Genomic DNA, 19,134 nt, shown 5'->3' on the forward strand with positions numbered 1-19,134 from the left:
GGGCCCTGGCAGGGGTCTTGGGGGGGGATGCCCCCGGGGACCCGCGCCCGCCCCCCCCGCCGCCCGGGGCCTCACCGCCCCCCAGCCCCCCGCCGATGCCCTCGCGGCCGCCCATGGCCCCACGCACACCCCCGAGCCCCGTCGGACTGCACAGTCCCTCCCCCGCCCCCGACGCATTCCTCGCCCTGGTCAACTCCGCCCGCGCCGCCGCCGGTTCCCCGCCCGTCTCCCCCGACCCCCGCCTCACCTCCGCCGCCCAGGCCCACGCCTCCGCGATGGCCGCGGCCCGAAGCCTCGGCGTCCAGGGCGCCGACGGCATCTCCGTCTACCAGCGCCTCACCGCCACCGGGTACGCGTACGTCACCGTCGGCGAACACCTCGTCTCCGGCCCGCGCACCCCCGCCGAGTTCGTCGACTACTGTCTGCGCACCGCCCAGCCCCGCCGGACCCTCGGCGACCCGGCCTTCACCCACGCGGGCCTGGCCCACGCCTTCGACGGCCGCACCGGCGACACCTACTGGACGGCGCTGTGGGCCAGGCCCCTCACACCGGGCGACCTGAGCCGTACGGCGTCGGAGGTCGTCGACCTCACCAACCGCGAACGTACCCGGCACGGCCTGCCGCCCCTGGCCGTCGATCCCTTCCTCACCACCGCCGCACAGGCCCACAGCGCCGACATGATCGCTCGCGCCTTCTACTCCCACACGTCGCCGGACGGCAGCCGGCCCTGGGACCGGGCGGCCGCCGCGGGGTCGAGGCGGCGCTCGATCGGCGAGAACATCGCCTGCGGTCAGCGGTCCCCCGCCGAAGTCGTGGAGGGCTGGATGAACAGCCCGGGCCATCGCGCCAACATCCTCAAACCCGACTTCACCCATATCGGGATCGGCTTCGCGGGCGGCGGCTCGTCGGGCACGTACTGGACACAACTCTTCGGCGCCTGAACCGACACGCCGGTGGGCCCCATGGCGGAACGGAAACGTCCGGGACACCATGCCCCCATGAAGGGTGACCTCTTTTCCAGTGAGCACATGGTCCAGCCGGCCACGACGCCGGGCATGTCCGTCGAGAACGCGAAGTGCATCAGGTACACGGTGAACGGCGAGATGCTCGCCCGGCAGGGGGCGATGATCGCCTACCGCGGCAACCTCCAGTTCGAGCGCAAGGGCCAGGGCGTCGGCGGGATGCTGAAGCGCGCGGTCACCGGTGAGGGACTGCCGCTGATGACCGTGCGCGGCCAGGGTGAGGCCTGGTTCGCGCAGGAGGCGCAGAACTGCTTCGTCGTCGAGGTCGACCCGGGCGACGAGTTCACCGTCAACGGCCGCAACGTCCTGTGCTTCGACGCCTCGTTGTCGTACCGGATCTCCACGGTGAAGGGGGCGGGCATCTCGGGCGGCGGTCTGTTCAACAGCGTCTTCACGGGCAGCGGCAGGCTGGGACTGGTGTGCGAGGGCAACCCGCTGGTGATCCCGGTCTCGCAGCAGTACCCGGTGTACGTCGACACGGACGCGGTCGTGGGCTGGACCGCCGGCCTGCAGACCTCGCTGCACCGTTCGCAGTCCATCGGGTCGATGCTGCGCGGCGGGTCGGGCGAGGCCGTGCAGCTGATGCTCCAGGGCCAGGGGTACGTCGTCGTACGGCCGAGCGAGGCGACACCGCAGAAGCCGCAGCAGCACTGAGCCGACCACCCCACTGCCCGAAACCGTGTTGACCGGTGCCGCGCACCGCGCCAGGGTCGAGGCGGTGCGGATCGTCCGTGCCGGAAGGGTTGAGTGTCTTGATCGGGATCTCCGACATCGAAGCCGCGGCCGAGCGGATCGCCGCACACGTCGTCCGCACCCCGACCGTGCCGAGCCCCGGGCTGTCCGCCCTGCTCGGCGCTCCGGTCACCGCCAAGCTCGAACTCCTCCAGCGCACCGGTTCGTTCAAGGCGCGCGGCGCGACGGCGAAGCTGCTCTCGCTCACCGACGCCGAGCGGGCCGCCGGAGTCGTGGCGGTCAGCGGCGGCAACCACGGCATCGCCCTCGCGGTGATGGCCGCGGCGCTCGATGTGAAGGCCACCGTCGTCATGCCGCGCTCGGCGCCCGCCCACGCCGTGGAGATCGCCAGGGACGCCGGTGCGTCGGTGCGGGTGACCGACGACATGGACGGCGCGTTCTCGCTGGTGACACGGTTGCGGGACGAGGGCCTCACCCTGGTCCACCCCTTCGACGATCCGCTCGTGATCGCCGGACAGGGGACCGTGGGACTGGAGTTCGCCGAGGACGCCGGTGAACTCACCGACGTCCTCGTCAGCATCGGGGGCGGCGGGCTGATCGCCGGTGTCGCGGCGGCGCTGCGCGCCCGGCGCCCGGGTCTGCGGATCTGGGGTGTGGAGACCGAAGGCGCCCAGGCCATGTCCGAGGCACTGGCCGCGGGCGGTCCGGTGCCGGTCGCGCTGTCGTCGATCGTGTCCACGCTCAGCGCGCCGTCCGTGTCACAACTGACGTACGACCATGTGTCGGCCCTGGTCGACGAGGTCCTCGTGGTCACCGACCGGGAGGCCGTGCAGGGTGCGCTGCAGCTCGCCGATCACGCCAAGGTGTGGGCCGAGCCCGCCGCCGGCTGTCTGCTGCCCGCGGCCCGGCGGGTGCTTCAGCGGGTGGGCGACGACGCCCGGCTGGGACTGGTGGTGTGCGGGGGCAACGCGACGACCGGGGATGTCAAAACCTGGGCAGAACGTTTCGAATTGCTCTGACCATTCGTCAAATCCCTTCCCGTGACAGCCCATCAGGAAAAGCACCCGGCTTTCCGCTGAACGCACCCCGTCACGCCCCCCGTACCTGTGGGAAAGGTGAGAGACAGGTTCAGCAAGGGATGACCATGGTCAAGGCGCACGTCTCCACACACGAGTTGGTGGCCGGAAGGTACCGGCTCCTGGAGGTCCTCCACCGCGAAACGAACCGCGTCTGCTGGTACGGCGAGGACGTCGAGGCCGGCCGTCCATGTCTGCTCACACAGATCGGGCTGCCACCGGATCCGGACGGCGAGAGCTCGCGCCGCGCGATCGCCCGGGTCATCCGGATGTCCGAGACCATGGGACGGCTCTGCCCGGACCGGCTCGCCTCGGTCGTCGACGCCGTCGAGGAGTACGGCACCCTGTGGACCGTCACCGAGTGGATCGAGGGCACCCCGCTGGGCGAAGTCCTGGAAAGGGAAGGCACGTTCAGCTACGTGCGGGCGGCCCGTATCGGCCTGGAACTGCTCGACGTGCTGGAGGCCGGGCACGGCGAGGGCATCACCCACGGCGAGCTCAGCCCCGGCCAGGTGTTCGTGCGGGACAAGGGCCCCGTCGTGGTCACCGGCTTCGGCCTGACCGGCGCGACGCTCGCACCCCGGGTCAGCGCACCGTCGTACGCCTCCCCGGAACAGGCCCGCGACGAGCGCATCGGGCCGGCCGCGGACCTGTGGGCGCTCGGCGCGATGCTGTACACGATGGTCGAAGGTCGCCCGCCCTTCCGGGACCGGGACAGCCCGGAGACCACACTGAAGGGCGTGGACCGGCTGCCGCTGCGCAGCCCGGTGCGGGCCGGGCCGCTCACCCAGACCGTGCAGGGGCTGCTCCGGAAGAACTCCAGGGAGCGGCTGAACCGTCAGGTGGTCCGCGAGGCGCTCGTCCGTGTCGTCACCGAGGACCCCGACGCCGCCCTGGCATCGGCCCCCCGGTCCCGGCTGCGCGGCCTCACCTCCGGTGGGCCGGGCTGGAGCCGGCGCACCATGGCCGCCGGCACCGCGCTGGCCGTCGTCACCGTCGCGGTGGCCGTCGTCGCCGTGGCCCGTGAACTGCCCGGCGGCTCGGACGACTCCGCGAACGACGCGGCCACGCCCAGACCGTCCGCCTCGGCCTCCGCCTCCGTCCCGGCCGCACAGCCCAGCCAGGCACCCGTCCCGACGCCGACGCCCCAGAGTCCCACGCCCACGCCGACACCCACTCCTACGAGCGCCTCGCCGGCGGCTCCGCAACCGGAGTTCCAGCACTACACCTCACCGCAGGGCTTCTCCGTCTCCCTCCCCGAGGGCTGGGAGGCGCTGAGCACGACGAAGCAGGACGACCTCGCGTACCGGGTCGTCCTCGGCGCGAAGGGCGACCCGCGCACGCTCGCGGTCACCTACAGCACGCGCGTGGGGGACGATCCGGTGGCCGTCTGGCGGGACGACGTCGAACCGAGGCTGCGGCAGTCCGGCGACTACGAGCGGATCGGGGAGATCCGCGCGACGACGTACCAGGGCCGCGAGGCCGCCGACCTGGAGTGGCTCTCCACCGTCGACGGCACCCGCCTGCACACCCTGGGCCGTGGCTTCCTCCTCGGCTCGGGCCAGGGTTTCTCGCTGCGCTGGACCACTCCGGCGTCCGACTGGGACGACGACGCCAACCAGCAGACCCTGGACACGATCCTGCGGACGTTCCGCGTGCCCTCAGACTGAGTCGCGGGGTGCGCGCATCGCGCGGACACGGGAGCTGTGCAGCGGCTGGGTGCTCCACCGCGCGGTGAACGTCCGGTGCGTGAGCGAGCAGGTCAGGTCGACGTGGTGCGGGGTCTCCAGGAGGGCCACATCCAGGGCGAGGGTGTCCGGGCCGCTCCATCCTCCGCTCACCGCCGCGGGAACCGGTCCGTCGGTGACGGTCCAGCCCGGCTCCCCGAACCGCAGCTCCAGCCGGTGGCCGTCCTCGACGAGGGTCAGCCGCCGGCCCTCCGCGTCGACCTCGACCGCCGTCAGCTTCGGAAGTCCCTCGCAGACGCCGCCGTACGGCGTGAACGCGAGAGCCCGCTCAGGCGGTGCGGGCTTGCCCGGCGCCGGCGGCAGCGCGAGCCGGGACATCCGCTCGGCCAGCGCGACATCGTCCTCCGCGCGGCCGGTCAGCGGGCCGGCGCCGAACGCCGGCAGCAGATGGCTCCAGACCAGGTCCAGCACCTTCTGCATCTCCTCGGTGGCCCCGGTGATCGCGACCACCGCGTCCTGCTCGGGCAGCACGAGGCAGTACTGCCCGTACGCCCCGTCCCCGCGGTAGCCGTGCCGGGACATCCAGAACTGGAAGCCGTACCCCTGCGCCCAGTCGGTCCAGGTGCCGTCCCCGTTGACGATGTGCGACCGCGTCGCCTCGGCGACCCACTCCCGCGACAGCAGCCGCTCGCCCTCCCACACGCCGTCCTGGAGGTACAACTGGCCGAGCCGGGCGATCGCGTCGGTGGTGGCGTGCAGTCCGCTGTAGCCCAGCTCGCGTCCGGTGCGGCCGCGCAGCCACGCCACGTCGCCGATGCCGAGGGGATCGAGAAGGCGCGGGCGCAGATACTCGGTCAGCGGTCGGCCGGTCACCCGCTGGACGATCGCGGCGAGGGTGTAGGTGGCGGGCTGGTTGTAGGCGAAGACCGTGCCGGGGTCACGGTCCGGCGGCAGCAGCAGGAAGCCGCGCACCGGCTCGTCGCGGTCCGTCGCCAGCGCCCGGTCATGGGTCTCGGCCTCATGACCGCTGGCCATCGTCGTGACGTGCCGGACGAGCATCGCGCGGCTGCGCGGGTCGGTGATGTCGGTGTCGAACTCCGGGAAGTACGAGATCACCGGGTCGTCGAGCCGGAGCAGTCCCTCGGCGACGGCGAAGGCGGCGGCCGTCGCGGTGAAACTCTTGCTGAGCGAGTACAGGAGATGGGGACGGTCGGCCGTGTAGGGCGCCCACCATCCGGACGCCACGACCTTGCCGTGACGCAGGACCATCAGACTGTGCGGCTCGATTTCCGGGGCGGATTCGAGGGCGTCGAGCAGGGCCTGCACGCCGGTCGCGTCGATGCCTTCGGCGGACGGGGTGCTCGTGGGCAAGGGGCGAACACTCATACGACCATCCTCCCCCGGCGATCACGTCATGATCCAGACGCCTGCGGGCCGTTTTCCGTGCCGAAGCCCGGGGACTCGCTCCTTATGGTGCAAATCGGATACACGATGATGACCGAGCAGGCCGGGCCCCGTGAGCTCGTCGACCATGTGGTGCGGGCCGAAGAGGTGGGCTTCGACTTCTCGGTGACCTCGGACCACTACTTTCCGTGGCTGCGTGCACAGGGTCACTCGCCGTACGCCTGGAGTGTGCTGGGCGCCGCCGCGCAGGCGACCTCACGCATCCCGCTGATGACGTACGTGACATGTCCGACCTTCCGTTACCACCCGGCCGTCGTGGCACAGAAGGCGGCGACGATGCAATTGCTCTCCGAGGGCCGCTTCCGGCTGGGCCTCGGCTCGGGAGAGAATCTCAACGAGCATGTGGTGGGCGGCGGTTGGCCGTCCGCGGACGTACGGCACGAGATGCTGGAGGAGGCGGTCGAGATCATCCGGGCGCTCTTCCGGGGCGGACATGTGAACCATCGCGGGACGCACTTCGACGTGGAGTCCGCCCGGCTGTGGGATCTGCCCGACGTACCGCCGCCCCTGGGCATCGCGGTCTCCGGCGAGCAGTCCTGCGCCCTCGCGGGCCGGCTCGCGGACCTGGTGATCGCGACGGAGCCCAAGGCCGGCCTCCTCGACGCCTTCGACCGCAACGGCGGTACCGGCAAGCCGCGCGTCGGCCAGCTGCCGGTCTGCTACGACCCCGACCGGGACACCGCCGTGAAACGCGCCCACGCGCAGTTCCGCTGGTTCGGCGGTGGCTGGAAGGTCAACTCGGAGCTGCCGCATCCCGATTCGTTCGAGGGGGCCACACAGTTCGTGACGCCGGACGACGTCGCCGCCTCCATCCCGTGCGGCGACGACCCGGACGACTTCGTCGAGGCCGTGCGTCCCTACGCGGAGGCCGGGTTCACGGAGATCGCCCTGGTGCAGATCGGCGGCGAGTCGCAGCCGGCGTATCTGGACTGGGCGGAGAAGACGCTGCTGCCGGCGCTCCACGACGCCCTGGACCACTAGACACAGGGGTTTGCCAAAGCATCGCCAATGGGTGGATATAGGCTGCCTCCCTGCATTCGTGCAGTTCGACCGGCCCCCACCCAGGAGAGTCACCTGTGACCCTAGCCATCGCCCCGTCCGAGACGTCCCCCGCCCCCCTGTCCGACCTCGTGGCACGGGACGCTCGTGAGTTCGGCGTCTACGCGCGGACCGGAGGCTGGGCCTTCGGGCTGATGGTGGCGCGCAGCGTACGGCCCGGCGGCCAGGGCGCGGACGAGACGCCGAAGGTGTCCGCGAAGGAGTTCGCCGAGCTCGCCGGCTGCTCCGCCGACCGTGTCATGCGGTACTACAAGGCGTGGGACCGGGCCGCCGACGACGGTCTCGTCCCGCACTTCGAGGCGCTCGCACCGGGCCAGGAGGTGGAGGAGCTGCCGGACGCCGATGTGTGGCTGACCTACTACGTCTCCCGCAACAGTGCCACCTCCGAGCGCGGCACCGCCATCGCAGAGGCCGCCGAGGCCGAGGGCATCCGGCCCACGAAGGCGCTGGAGGTCGCCGAGAACCCCACCGCGCTGCGCGCCGCGATCCTCGCCGACCCTTCCACCGCCCGGGCCGCCCGCCAGGCGCTCCTGGACCGGGTGCGCGAAGACCCCGACCTGCAGGCCGAGTTGGCCCGTGACGTCGTGCGCACCGACGACCTCAAGAAGGCCGTCGCCACCGAGAGCAGGTCCGCCGACCGCATCGGCTACGTCCGTCAGATCGCCGAGTCGGGCCAGATCAAGACCCCCGCCGGACAGACCGTCGACGCGCCCGCCGACCTCCGCCAGGAGGCCGAGCGGCACCTTTCGCTCCTCGATGAGCTGGACGAGGACGAGGACACCGGCGAGTGGGCCACCGAGGCCTACGGCACCATGAAGACCCTCGTCGTCGAGGCCGTGGAGGCCGATCCCGAACTCCGTGTCCAGGAACGGCGGACGAAGTTCTACAGCAGCCTCCAGAAGGCGACGAAGGTGTTCGAGGAACTGACCTTCGACGACGCGCAGGACTTCTACGAGGACGACATGGTCCAGCAGCTCGAGGAATTGCAGCAGGCCATCGGCGCCTGCATCACGTCCTTGCGCGACGCTCGGGAGAATCAGCCTCACGGGTGAGCATTTCGTGCGTGAGAGGGGTACTTGAGGGCAGCACCGCGTCCGTTCTTTCCGGAGGCCCTCACGTGAACTTCTCGACGCACAAGACCTTGGTCGTACAGCTCCAGGCGGGCGACACGGGGCGTTTCCCCGTGCTCGCCCACCTGGACTACGACGCCTCCGACCCGTTCGCCGTCACGGTGGTGTTCAGCCACGACGGCCGGGTGCTCGCCCGGTGGCGCCTCGACCGCGAGATGCTCGCCCAGGGACTGACGGGACCGGTCGGGCTGGGCGACGTACGTCTGCGCCCCGTGTCCTCGGGCGCGGGCAAAGAGCTGCGCATGGAGTTCCTCGGCGACGCTCGGCCCGGCGGCGGCAGACATCACGCCGTGGTGTTCGCCTGGGCCCCGACGGTCGCCGCGTTCCTGAGCCGGACCTACGAGGTCGTGCTGCCGGGGCAGGAGGACGTCGAGGTCGACGACTTCCTCGCGGAGGTCATCGCACGGGGCTGAACCGGGTAGCCGTACTCATGCCAGGCGCCGCTGACGGGGTGTCGTCTTCGAGATGCCGGCGTGGCCGGCCGTGGTGCTCGGCGGTCAGGCGGCGGACGCCTTCCTGGCCGCGCGGGCCTTCACTTCGTCGTGTAGCGGCGCCGGATCCACAGCGGCAGCAGGAACCAGCACACCAGGTACCACGCGACCACTGCGGTGACCAGCCACGGCACGTAGGGGTCGTGGGTGGCGACCCGCAGGATCAGCAGGAGTGAGGCGGCCGTGGTGGCGAGCAGCAGCAGCAGGCCGACGAAGGTCAGCCGGGCCGCCCACTGCACCGCGCGGGGTTTGATGCGACGCCCGGACACCAGGCGGTGCAGGGACACCGGCCCGATGAGGGCGCCGGTGGCGGTGGCGCCGAGGACGACCGTCACGATGTAGATCGTCTTCTCGGTGTCGCCGAGGTCGGCGTACTTCGGTGTGAAGACGACGGTCAGCAGGAAGCCGAACAGGATCTGCACGCCCATCTGCGCGACACGGATCTCCTGCATGAGCTCGGCCCACATACGGTCGGCCCGCTCGTCCTCGGTCTCGTCGCGTCCCGTTCGTCTCTCCGCAGCCTGCACCATGCGGGACGGGTAACCCGGCGTCTGATCGTTCAAACAGCCGGGCTCCCGCCCCCATGGACTACCAGCGGTTCTCGACCTGGTCCTTGATCCGCCCCTCGTAGAGGTCCCGGATCGCGGTGAGCGTGTCCTCGGACAGCTCCGGCAGCGCGGCGGCGGCCGCGTTGGCGCGGGCCTGTTCGGGGTTGCGGGCGCCGGGGATCACGGTGGTCACGCCGGGCTGCTGGATGATCCAGCGCAGTGCCAGCTGGGCCGGGGTGTATCCCTCGGGAGCGAGGGCGGAGAACTCGGCGGCCGCCTCAACGCCCGTGGCGTAGTCGACGCCGGAGAAGGTCTCGCCGACGTCGAAGGACTCGCCGTGCCGGTTGTAGGCGCGGTGGTCGTTCTCGGGGAAGACGGTGTCCTTGGTGTACTTGCCGGACAGCAGACCGGAGGCCAGGGGCACCCGGACGATGATGCCGACGCCCGCCTCCTGCGCCGCCGGGAGCACCCGCTGAAGCGGCTTCATGCGGAACGCGTTGAAGATGATCTGCACACCGGCCACGCCCGGCCGGGCGATCGCGGTCAGGGCTTCCTCGCACGTCTCCACACTGACGCCGTACGCGGCGATGCGCTCCTCCTCGACGAGGGTGTCCAGCGCGTCGTACACCGCGTCCGTCGAGTAGACCGGCGTGGGCGGGCAGTGCAGCTGGACGAGGTCGAGGCGGTCGACGCCGAGGTTGCGGCGGGAACGGTCGTTCCAGGCACGGAAGTTGTCGAGGACGTAGTTCTCCGGGATCTGGTCGACCCGGCGGCCCATCTTCGTGGCGACCAGGACGTGCAGGTCGGGACGGCTCCGCAGAAACGTGGCGATGGTCTGCTCGCTGCGGCCGTCGCCGTACACATCGGCGGTGTCGAAGAAGGTCACGCCCGACTCGGCGGCGGTTTCCAGTACCGAAAGGGCTTCCTTGTCGTCGACGTCTCCCCAGTCGGCACCCAGCTGCCATGTACCGAGACCGACGACGGATGCGTGCTGACCCGACCTACCGAAAGTGCGCTCGTCCATGGCGTCAGTCTGTCATCCGTCACCTCTGTGCGCGGAACGGGCTCCTCCGGAGACTCGCCTGTAAATCATTCACTCACACGAGTGAATCAACTCGACGAGCAAGCGCTCTCTGTCAAGCAAGTCCCTAGCTTGACCCCCGTGACCCACAACTGGACCCGCAGAAGCTTTCTCCTCAGTGCCGCCGCCCTGACCCTCGTGCCGGCCGATCCGGCCGTCGCCGCGCAGGAACTGCCCGGCTTCCCGGACGAGGTGGCGCTCTACCGCTCGGCGTACCGGAACTGGGTCGGCGAGATCACCGCCGCCGGGCTGTGGGCCTGTGCGCCTTCCGACGGGGACCAGGTGGCCGCCGTCGTCAACTGGGCCTGGCGCAGCGGCTGGCGGGTGCGGGCCCGGGGTCACTCGCACGGCTGGTCCCCGCTGACGGTCACGGAGGGCACCTCGCCGGACGCGCCCGTGCTGCTCGTCGACACGACCGCGCACCTCACCGATCTGACCCTGGAGTCCGCCGGCGCCGTGCGAGCCGGCGCCGGCGCCTCGATGGAGTCCCTGCTGACCTTCCTGGAGGGACACGGCCTCGGTGTGACGGCCGCGCCCGCGCCCGGCGACCTCACCCTCGGCGGCGCCCTGGCGATCGACGCGCACGGCAGCGCCGTCCCCGCACAGGGCGAGCGACGGCCGCCGGGCCAGACCTACGGCTCGCTGAGCAACCGGGTGCTGTCGGTGACGGCGGTCGTGTGGGACGAGGGCTCCGGGGCCTACGTCCTGCGGACCTTCGCACGTGACGAGGCGGACGCCGCCGCGCTGCTGACCCATCTCGGGCGGACCTTCGTCACGGAGGTCGTCCTGCGGGTCGGCGCGAACGCGAACCTGCGCTGTGTCAGCCGTACGGACATCCCGGCCGGTGAGCTCTTCGCCGCGCCCGGCGGCGACGGACGCACCCTCGCGAGCTACCTGGACGAGGCCGGGCGCGTCGAGGCGATCTGGTTCGCCTTCACCGAGTTCCCGTGGCTCAAGGTGTGGAGCGTCGAGCCGACGAAGCCGCTCACCTCGCGCCGCGTGACGTCGCCGTACAACTATCCGTTCTCCGACAACGTCCCGACCCTGGTGGCGGACCTCGCCGGGCGGATGGTCTCGGACGCGGCCTGGTATCTGGCGCCGGTGCTCGGGAACGCGCAGTACGACACGGCCGCGCTCGGGCTCGTGGCGACGCTGTCCGCCGACATCTGGGGGCCGTCCAAGAACACGCTGCTCTACATCAAGCCCACCACCCTGCGGCTCAACGCCAACGGCTACGCGGTGCTCATCTCCCGGGACCAGGTGCAGCGTGTCGTGGCCGAGTTCACCGCCTTCTACCGCGAACGGCTCACGACGTACGCGGCCCTGGGACGTTTCCCGGTCAACGGCTCGGTGGAGATCCGGGTGACGGGCCTGGAGGACCCGGCCGACGCCGAACTCGTCGGCGCCCGCGCCCCGTTGCTCTCCGCACTGCGGCCGGACAGTGGGCACCCGCAGTGGGACACCGCTGTCTGGCTGGACGTGCTGACGCTGCCGGGGACCCCGTACGCGGAGGCGTTCCTGCGTGAGCTGGAGCAGTTCCTGCTGGACAGCCACGACGGCACGGAGGCCCTGACCCGCGTCGAGTGGTCCAAGGGCTGGGCCTACACGGACGACGCGGTGTGGGACGACGAGCAGGTGCTCGGCACGGCGGTGCCCGCCTCCCTCGGTGACGGCGTCTGGGGGCGGGCGGCCGGCATCCTGGACCGTCTCGACCCGCACGGCGTGTACGGCAACGCCTTCCTGGACCGGCTGTTCGGCTAGGACGTGAGCTGGGCCTGGACCACGGGTGCGTACCGCTCAATGACGGTGTCGAGCGTGCTCGCCCTGAGGTGGGGGCCACGGGCGATGCCGTACATCACGCCGAGGCCGAGAAGGGTGCCCACGGCGAGTTCGGCGCGCAGGCCGCTGTCGGGGCCGGTGAGGCGTTCGGCGAGGCGTTCGGTGACCTGGGCACGGAAGTTGGCGCGCAGGATGTCGCCCTGTTCGCCGTGCAGCGGGGCGAAGGCGATGCGCAGCAGAGGGTCTGCGCCGCGCTCGCTCTGGCTCTCCAGGACGTGGCGGACCATGTACCGGCCCAGCTCTTGCAGGGGTGCGTCCAGCAGGGCTTCCGCGTCGGCCTCGAAGGACATGACGCGGGCGAAGAGGGCGTCCTTGTTGCCGAAGTACTTCAGGATCAACGGCGGGCTCACACCGGCGCGTTCGGCGACCGCCTTCAGGGTGATGTCGGCGTGGGCGTGGCGGGCCAGGAGATAGCGGGCCGACCTGAGGATGGCCGCCTTGGTCGCCTCGGCGTCCCTGCGTGCGGACGTGGCGGCGGTCGGTGGAGTGCTCACGGCACTCATGCTCCCTCCATCACCTCCTTGCGGGCTCCCCGGGCCCGGCGTGTTCCGCCCGCCTCCGGGTCGGCGGGGATGCACAGCGCGGTCGCGCACGCCGCCAGGGCGACCGCACCCGCGACGCCGAAGGCCAGCAGATAGCCGTCCAGGGCGGGCACGGGAACACCGCCGACCAGGCTGGTGTGGCGGACCAGGACCGCGGCGACGACGGCACTCGACACCGCCTGCCCGATCGTGCGCATCAGGACGTTGACGCCGTTGGCGGAGGCGGTCTGGCCTGCCGGGACGGCGTGCAGGATGAGGGTGGGCAGCGCCGAGTAGGCCAGCGTGGTGCCGGTGCCCACGACCGCCGCACCGACCATGATCATCCACAGGTCGTGGCTGTCGGCGATCCGCACGGCATAGCCGGCCGCGATGACCAGCGCCCCCAGGGCGAGCGTGACGCGCGGTCCGCGGGAGGCGGAGATCCGGGCCGAGACCGGCGAGAACAACAGCATGATGAAGCCGCCAGGGAGCAGCACCAGACCGGTCTGGACGATCGACAGCCCGAGCCCGTACCCGGTGGCCCGGGGCGCCTGCACGAGCTGGGCCGTGACCAGGGAGTTGGCGTAGAACGCGAACCCGGTCAGCAGTGCGGCCACATGCGAGAGCCCGACCCGCGGCTTCGACACCAGCCGCAGATCGACCAGGGGCCGTTCGGTCCGCAACTGCTGCCACCACCACAGGGCCAGTACGACGGCGGCGGCGCCGAAGAGTCCCAGGATCCGCGCGCTGCCCCACCCCCACTGCCCGCCCTGCGACACCCCGAGCAGCAGGCTCACGAGCCCGGCGGCCAGGCCGAGGGTGCCCGGCACGTCGAACCGGCCGGGCTCCCGCACCGGCGACTCCCGTACCGCCCACCACACCGAGGTGACGCCGAACGCGCCCAGGCCGGCGGTCACCCAGAACATCGCGTGCCAGTTCGCGTACTGCACGATGACCGCCGCGAGCGGCAGGCCCAGCGCCGCGCCGATGCCCACGGTCGAGCTCATCAGCGCCACCGCGTTGCCCCGGCGTTCCGGCGGGAGTTCGTCGCGCAGAATGCTGATGGCCAGCGGTACGACGGCGGATGCGGCGCCCGACAGGGCGCGGGCGGCGATGAGCACCCGGATGTCGGAGGACAGGGCGCACAGCACCGAGCCGACGGTCATCAGGCCCAGCGCCGCCATGAGCACCCTGCGCTTGCCGTACATGTCGCCGGCCCGGCCGAGGACCGGGGTGAGGACGGCGCCGGCGAGCAGGGTCGCGGTGACCATCCAGGAGACGGCGCCGGGTGAGGCACCGGTCAGCCGCGGCAGGTCCGGCAGCAGCGGGACGACCACGGTCTGCATGACGGCCATGAGGATGCCGCCGAACGCCAGCACCGGGACCGTCAGCCGTTCTCGCAGGGGCCGGGGTATGGCAGCGGGCTCGTCCATCGGCGCTCCAGCGGAAAATATGGGTGAATGGCAATTCACCATAGCTGGTGAATTGCCATTCACCCAAGAGAAAAGGCCGCTACTTCCGCTCGCTCAGAGCCCGGGTGTGGGCGCTGCGCGCGATCTTCGGACCCAGCCAGCGCTTGAGCCGCCGCAGCGCTTCGAGCTGCCCCGCGGCCTTGTCGAGCCGGTAGTACAGCTGGGGCGGGACATAGGGCAGCAGGGGCGAGTGGCGCTGGCCGAGCAGGGCGAACATCTGCCGCGGGGGCAGGTGGATGTAGCGCGGGAGGTTCTCGTACCACTGGGCGCTGTAGCGGGCGGCGCTCTGGACGGAGAGGAGCTCGGCCTTGCGCTGCCGCTCATAGCGGGCGAGCGCTTGTGGGAGATCGCTGTGCTCGCGGAGCGCTGTGGCCAGGGCGATGGCGTCCTCGAGGGCGAGGGTGGTGCCGGCGCCGATGGAGTAGTGGGTGGTGTGGGCGGCGTCGCCGATGAGGACGAGGTTGCCGTGGGACCAGGTGCGGTTGGTGAGGGTGCGGAAGTTGAGCCACTGGGCGCTGCCGTCGCCACCGGAGCGGCCGATGAGGGAGTGGCCGTCCAGGACGTCGGCGAAGAGCTTCTCCAGCAGGGTCAGACCCTCGGCCTCGTCCGCGCCGTCGAGGCCGAGGCCTGCCCAGGTCTCCGGGGCGCATTCGATGACGCAGGTGCTGCGGTCGGGGCCGAAGCCGTAGCCGTAGCACCAGATCCAGCCGTGGTCGGTCTCGACGAAGGCGAAGGTGAAGGCGTCGAAGACCTTGGTGGTGCCGAGCCAGGCGTAGTGGTTGCGGCCTGCCCTGACCTCGGTGCCGAAGTGGCCGGCGTGGGCGGTGCGCAGCGCGCTGTGGACGCCGTCGCCGGCCACGATCAGATCGGCGTCCGGCAGGTTCTCCGGGGTGATCCCGTGCTCGAACTCCAGCCGTACACCGAGCTCCCGGGCACGGGCGGCGAGGAGCTCCAGGAACCGGTGGCGGCCGATGCCGTGTCCTTCGTCGCCGCGATGGCGGGTCGTCAGGTCCCGTACATGGGCGACGCCGTCGTTCCAGCGGACCGAGTGTTCCTCGACGGCCCGCGCGGTCTCGGGGTCGTGCTCGTGGAGCTTGTCGAGCAGGCCACGCCAGTAGGTGACACCCCAGCCGTAGGTCGAGCCCTCCGGATTGCGCTCGTAGACGGTGATGTCGTGGGACGGGTCCTGCCGTTTCAGCAGGATCGACAGATACAGGCCGGCGGGCCCGCCACCGACGCAGGCGACCTTCACGCGCACCCCAGGAATTACTCAAAGCGGTCAGTTGACGACGCAGAGTAGCAGGCGATTGCGCCAGTTTCTCCAGGTGAGCCAGGCCACCGACGGCACTCCCGTCCGCCAAGGACCACCCGAAACACGGCCCCCGACGGAAGGAATTTCCCGTTCCGGTGCTCCACGGGCCCCGTCGAAGCAAGATCATCTTCGTTCAACGTTGCACGACATGTTGGTAATTGTCCGGATCACAACCAACCGGTTCCGAGGGATTTCTCCCGCTCTCCGCGGGGCCGATAGGCATGCGGAGTCGCCCACCACCGGAAGGACTCCCATGCCCGAACTGACCCGACGCCGCGCACTCACCGCCGCGGCCGCCCTCGCCACCACGGTCGCCGTCGCACCCCGAGCCGCCGCCCGCGACCACTCCCCCGAGGCCTTCGACGAGGTCTACAAGGGCCGCCGCATCCAGGGCCGCCCCGCCGCGGCGGGCGGTCACCACCACGGCACCGGATACGCCGTGTTCGTCGACGGCACGGAACTGCACGTGATGCGGAACGCCGACGGCACCTGGATCAGCGTCGTCAGCCACTACGACCCGGTACCGACGCCGAAGGCCGCCGCACGCGCCGCCGTCGACGAGCTGCGGGGCGCACGACTCGTCCCCTTCCCCGCCAACTGACCTGTTCCGCACGCACCTTGGAGTACCGCACATGACCGTCCGCAAGAACCAGGCGAGCCTGAGCGCCGACGAGAAGCGGCGCTTCGTCGCCGCCGTCCTGGAGCTCAAGCGCAGCGGCCGCTACGACGCCTTCGTCACCACACACAATGCCTTCATCATGTCCGACACCGACAACAGCGAACGTACGGGCCACCGTTCACCGTCGTTCCTGCCCTGGCACCGCAGATATCTCCTCGAGTTCGAGCGGGCCCTGCAGTCGGTGGACGCGTCGGTGGCGCTTCCGTACTGGGACTGGTCCATCGACCGCTCCCCGCGCGCCTCGCTGTGGGCGCCGGACTTCCTCGGCGGCACCGGCCGCAGCCGGGACGGCCAGATCATGGACGGGCCGTTCGCCGCGGCGGCCGGCAACTGGCCCATATCCGTGCGGGTGGACGCCCGTACGTTCCTGCGCCGCTCGCTCGGCGGCTCCGTGCGCGAGCTGCCGACACGGGCGGAGGTCGACTCCGTGCTGGCCATGTCGACGTACGACATGGCGCCCTGGAACAGCGCCTCGGACGGCTTCCGCAACCATCTGGAAGGGTGGCGCGGGGTCAATCTCCACAACCGGGTCCATGTCTGGGTCGGCGGCCAGATGGCGACCGGGGTCTCCCCCAACGACCCGGTGTTCTGGCTGCACCACGCCTATGTCGACAAGCTGTGGGCCGAGTGGCAGCGCAGGCACCCGGACTCGGGATATCTGCCCGCCGCCGGGACGCGGGACGTGGTCGACCTGGACGAGACGATGAAGCCGTGGAACGACGTACGCCCGGCGGACCTGCTGGACCACCGGGCGCACTACACGTTCGACACGGACTGATCAGGCGTCCGCCGTACGGCACTCCGGGTGGCCCCAGCCCTGCGCGTTCTTCGCGATGTCCGCGCCGGCCGCGTAGGGGCGGCCGCACAGACAGCGGCCGGGGAACTTGGCCTTGATGGTGCGAGACCCTGAGGACGCCGAGCCGGCCGAACCGCCGCTCCGCCGGGGCGACTTGGCCTTGGCGGGGCGGGAGGGCCTCGGGGTGTCGGGCGCGGGCGGCGGCTCGGGCGAGCCGAGGTCGGTGCCCGCGGGCTCCTGGACCACGGCGGCCTGGCTGGCGGCGCGGTCCGCGAAGTCGTTGAGAGGGTCGCCGTCGACCTGGTGGGCGGGGACATAGCGGAAGTCGACCTTGCGGCCGTCGAGCAGTTCGTCGATACGGACGACCAGGTCCTGGTTGGCGACCGGCTTGCCGGCGGCCGTCTTCCAGCCGTTGCGCTTCCAGCCGGGCAGCCAGGTGGTGACGGCCTTCATGGCGTACTGGGAGTCCATCCGGATCTCCAGCGGCACGTCCGGCTCGACCGCCGTCAACAGGCGTTCCAGCGCGGTGAGTTCCGCGACGTTGTTGGTGGCCTTGCCGAGCGGCCCCGCCTCCCAGCGGGCCGGGGTCTCCGTGTCGTCCGCGACGACCCAGGCCCAGCCGGCCGGTCCGGGGTTTCCCTTCGAAGCGCCGTCGCAAGCGGCCACCACACGTTCACGCATGGGCCCGATCATGCCACGGAGGGGCGGGGCGCCCGGCCACCGGTCCTCAGACCTCCGAGATCTTCGGCATCTCACCCTCGGTCGTGCTCAGGTCGATCACCGAGAAGCTCGCGCCCTGCGGGTCGCTCAGCGCGGCGAACCGGCCGAACGGGCTGGACATCGGCCCGAAGCGCAGGATGCCACCGAGCTTGGTGGCCTTGGCGACGGCGTCGTCGCAGTCGGGCACGGCGAAGTAGACGTTGACGTACGACGGGACCTCGGGCGGGAAGTCGTCCGTCATCTTCATCCGGCCGAGGACGGTGTTCTCACCGACGTCGAAGATACGGAAGTCGATCGCGTCGTCCTCCATCTGCTTCACGCGGTACGGGAAGACCGCCGTGAGGAAGTCGTCCGTCTTCGCGGGCTCCCGGGTGAAGAACTCCGCCCAGGCGTACGCCCCCGGCTCGCCGATCGCCTCGAAGCCCTCGTGCTGTCCGGCCTGCCAGACGCCGAAGACGGCGCCGCTCGGGTCGCGGCCCAGGCACATGGTGCCGAAGTCGCCGACGGCCATGGGCTCCATCAGTACTTCGCCGCCGTTCTCACGGATCTTGCCGGCGGTGGCCGCGGCGTCCGGGCTCGCGAAGTACAGGCACCACTGCGACTGGCCCTCCTGGCCCGGCATGGGCGGGACGACGGCGGCGACGGCCTTGCCGTCCGAGTACGCCTGGGTGTAGTTGCCGTACTCCGACGACGCCTCGCCGAAGGTCCAGCCGAGGACGTCGCCGTAGAAGCTCTTGGCTCCCTCGACGTCACTGAACATCGCATCGGCCCAACAGGGGGTTCCCTCAGGTTGTACGGCCATGGCTGCGGCCCTCTCCGGTTCGGTGGTCGGTCCGGTTTCTCACGCTAGTCACCCCGCCGCCGGGTCGCGCGCCGAACGGTTCGGTCCGTTTGGGACGGGAAAGAGGGCCGTCACGGAGCGGGGGACGGCATGACGGTTGGTGCGATGCGGGCGGGGTCCGTGATGCGGCCGGGGCCCGTGGAAGGGGCCGCCGAGGAGGCATCCTTCGGGTTCGTGCGGTTACGCGGAGTAAACGAACACCGGCCGTCGCCGGGATGCGGTGAGCCCGGACACCGCCTCGGCCAGGGTGGCGAATGGATTCAGCGCCTCCGCTGTACCGTTCGCGCGCAGCAACCGCAGCTGACCGGTGTCACACAGAAGAGCGAATCCGCACCCCGCCTCGATGACCCGGCGCCGGAAGCGCAGCACCACGTCGAGGCCGGCGGAGTCGATGAAGGAGACCGGGCGCAGGTCGATGACGTAGCCCGGGGCGGCCACCGCCGCCAGGGTGTCGCACCAGAGGCTCAGGTGGGCGGCGGTGGCCAGGTCGATGTCGCCGTGCAGTTCGGCGACCAGCAGCCCGGTCTCCGTTCGCAGCAGCGCGTGCTCGCCGGCCGGGGGCCAGGAGGCCGCGTCGACGGGCTCCGCAATGGTGTCGTGCAAGCCGTCCGTCCCCGTTCCGTACCTGCCGCGTGTTCCGGCACGGGCGCGTGCGGTGACTTCGTCATCCCCGCACCGCAGGCACCCGCGCCGGAACTCCCC

Annotated in this window: 19 protein-coding genes; 10 read left to right on the forward strand and 9 right to left on the reverse strand. The window is 71.0% G+C overall.

Annotated features, from left to right (window positions below; all coding sequences use genetic code 11):
- The 4 genes from TN53_RS16330 to TN53_RS16345 all read left to right on the forward strand — a co-directional run.
- The coding region (locus tag TN53_RS16330) for a CAP domain-containing protein (protein ID WP_046259220.1) at positions 1-941 on the forward strand (941 nt) is incomplete at its 5' end.
- Between the two features lie 57 nt (positions 942-998).
- The gene (locus tag TN53_RS16335; protein WP_046259221.1) at positions 999-1,676 is read left to right on the forward strand and encodes an AIM24 family protein; all 678 of its coding nucleotides are present in this window, start codon (positions 999-1,001) and stop codon (positions 1,674-1,676) included.
- Between the two features lie 98 nt (positions 1,677-1,774).
- Positions 1,775-2,734: a threonine/serine dehydratase gene (locus TN53_RS16340; protein WP_046259222.1), complete on the forward strand. Its 960-nt coding sequence runs from the start codon at positions 1,775-1,777 to the stop codon at positions 2,732-2,734.
- Between the two features lie 119 nt (positions 2,735-2,853).
- Complete coding sequence (locus TN53_RS16345) at positions 2,854-4,461, forward strand: serine/threonine protein kinase (RefSeq protein ID WP_046259223.1); 1,608 nt, start codon at positions 2,854-2,856, stop codon at positions 4,459-4,461.
- On the opposite strand, the gene TN53_RS16350 is transcribed toward TN53_RS16345, so the two are convergent.
- Positions 4,453-5,865: a serine hydrolase domain-containing protein gene (locus tag TN53_RS16350; RefSeq protein ID WP_046259224.1), complete on the reverse strand. Its 1,413-nt coding sequence runs from the start codon at positions 5,863-5,865 to the stop codon at positions 4,453-4,455. The two genes, TN53_RS16345 and TN53_RS16350, sit on opposite strands and share 9 nt — an antisense overlap.
- Positions 5,866-5,949: 84 nt before the next feature.
- On the opposite strand from TN53_RS16350, the gene TN53_RS16355 reads away from it, so the two are divergent.
- The 3 genes from TN53_RS16355 to TN53_RS16365 all read left to right on the forward strand — a co-directional run bounded on the left by TN53_RS16355 (position 5,950) and on the right by TN53_RS16365 (position 8,545).
- Positions 5,950-6,924, forward strand: coding sequence for an LLM class F420-dependent oxidoreductase (locus TN53_RS16355; protein ID WP_046259225.1), 975 nt, complete (start codon positions 5,950-5,952; stop codon positions 6,922-6,924).
- 95 nt (positions 6,925-7,019) lie between these two features.
- The gene (locus tag TN53_RS16360; RefSeq protein WP_046259226.1) at positions 7,020-8,054 is read left to right on the forward strand and encodes a hypothetical protein; all 1,035 of its coding nucleotides are present in this window, start codon (positions 7,020-7,022) and stop codon (positions 8,052-8,054) included.
- Between the two features lie 65 nt (positions 8,055-8,119).
- Entirely contained in the window at positions 8,120-8,545 is a 426-nt protein-coding gene (locus TN53_RS16365) for an SsgA family sporulation/cell division regulator (RefSeq protein ID WP_046259227.1), read from the forward strand.
- A 119-nt stretch (positions 8,546-8,664) separates the two neighbouring features.
- On the opposite strand, the gene TN53_RS16370 is transcribed toward TN53_RS16365, so the two are convergent.
- Together TN53_RS16370 and TN53_RS16375 are read right to left on the reverse strand one after the other, a co-directional pair.
- Positions 8,665-9,153, reverse strand: a complete 489-nt coding sequence (locus tag TN53_RS16370; protein WP_046259368.1) for a DUF6328 family protein — start codon at positions 9,151-9,153, stop codon at positions 8,665-8,667.
- Positions 9,154-9,211: 58 nt separating this feature from the next.
- Positions 9,212-10,195: an aldo/keto reductase gene (locus TN53_RS16375; protein ID WP_046259228.1), complete on the reverse strand. Its 984-nt coding sequence runs from the start codon at positions 10,193-10,195 to the stop codon at positions 9,212-9,214.
- A 138-nt stretch (positions 10,196-10,333) separates the two neighbouring features.
- On the opposite strand from TN53_RS16375, the gene TN53_RS16380 reads away from it, so the two are divergent.
- Positions 10,334-12,013 carry a cholesterol oxidase substrate-binding domain-containing protein gene (locus TN53_RS16380; RefSeq protein ID WP_046259229.1) on the forward strand — a complete coding sequence of 560 codons (1,680 nt, stop codon included), beginning with the start codon at positions 10,334-10,336 and terminating at the stop codon, positions 12,011-12,013.
- Here TN53_RS16380 and TN53_RS16385 read toward each other — a convergent pair.
- From TN53_RS16385 to TN53_RS16395, 3 genes are all read right to left on the reverse strand, one after another.
- Positions 12,010-12,594, reverse strand: coding sequence for a TetR/AcrR family transcriptional regulator (locus TN53_RS16385; RefSeq protein ID WP_046259230.1), 585 nt, complete (start codon positions 12,592-12,594; stop codon positions 12,010-12,012). The two genes, TN53_RS16380 and TN53_RS16385, sit on opposite strands and share 4 nt — an antisense overlap.
- Positions 12,591-14,045 (reverse strand): MFS transporter, encoded by a 1,455-nt coding sequence (locus TN53_RS16390; RefSeq protein ID WP_046259231.1) that lies wholly within the window; start codon positions 14,043-14,045, stop codon positions 12,591-12,593. Before TN53_RS16390 ends, TN53_RS16385 begins: the two co-directional genes overlap by 4 nt.
- A 79-nt stretch (positions 14,046-14,124) precedes the next feature.
- The gene (locus tag TN53_RS16395) at positions 14,125-15,336 is read right to left on the reverse strand and encodes an FAD-dependent monooxygenase (RefSeq protein ID WP_199924588.1); all 1,212 of its coding nucleotides are present in this window, start codon (positions 15,334-15,336) and stop codon (positions 14,125-14,127) included.
- A 313-nt stretch (positions 15,337-15,649) separates the two neighbouring features.
- Between TN53_RS16395 and melC1 the strand changes: the two genes are divergently transcribed.
- Both melC1 and melC2 read left to right on the forward strand, forming a co-directional pair.
- Entirely contained in the window at positions 15,650-15,997 is a 348-nt protein-coding gene (gene melC1, locus TN53_RS16400; RefSeq protein WP_046259233.1) for an apotyrosinase chaperone MelC1, read from the forward strand.
- 31 nt (positions 15,998-16,028) lie between these two features.
- Positions 16,029-16,853: a tyrosinase MelC2 gene (gene melC2 / locus TN53_RS16405; protein ID WP_046259234.1), complete on the forward strand. Its 825-nt coding sequence runs from the start codon at positions 16,029-16,031 to the stop codon at positions 16,851-16,853.
- Here the strand turns inward: melC2 and TN53_RS16410 are convergent, their stop codons facing one another.
- From TN53_RS16410 to TN53_RS16420, 3 genes are all read right to left on the reverse strand, one after another.
- The gene (locus tag TN53_RS16410) at positions 16,854-17,564 is read right to left on the reverse strand and encodes a ribonuclease H family protein (protein ID WP_046259235.1); all 711 of its coding nucleotides are present in this window, start codon (positions 17,562-17,564) and stop codon (positions 16,854-16,856) included.
- A 34-nt stretch (positions 17,565-17,598) separates the two neighbouring features.
- The gene (locus tag TN53_RS16415) at positions 17,599-18,393 is read right to left on the reverse strand and encodes a VOC family protein (protein WP_046259236.1); all 795 of its coding nucleotides are present in this window, start codon (positions 18,391-18,393) and stop codon (positions 17,599-17,601) included.
- Positions 18,394-18,612: 219 nt separating this feature from the next.
- On the reverse strand, positions 18,613-19,035 hold the full coding sequence (locus tag TN53_RS16420; RefSeq protein ID WP_046259237.1) for an STAS domain-containing protein: 423 nt from the start codon (positions 19,033-19,035) through the stop codon (positions 18,613-18,615).
- Positions 19,036-19,134 lie beyond the last annotated feature (99 nt).

The sequence above is a fragment of the Streptomyces sp. WM6386 genome (genome assembly GCF_000972385.1).
In the GTDB taxonomy this organism is placed as follows: domain Bacteria; phylum Actinomycetota; class Actinomycetes; order Streptomycetales; family Streptomycetaceae; genus Streptomyces.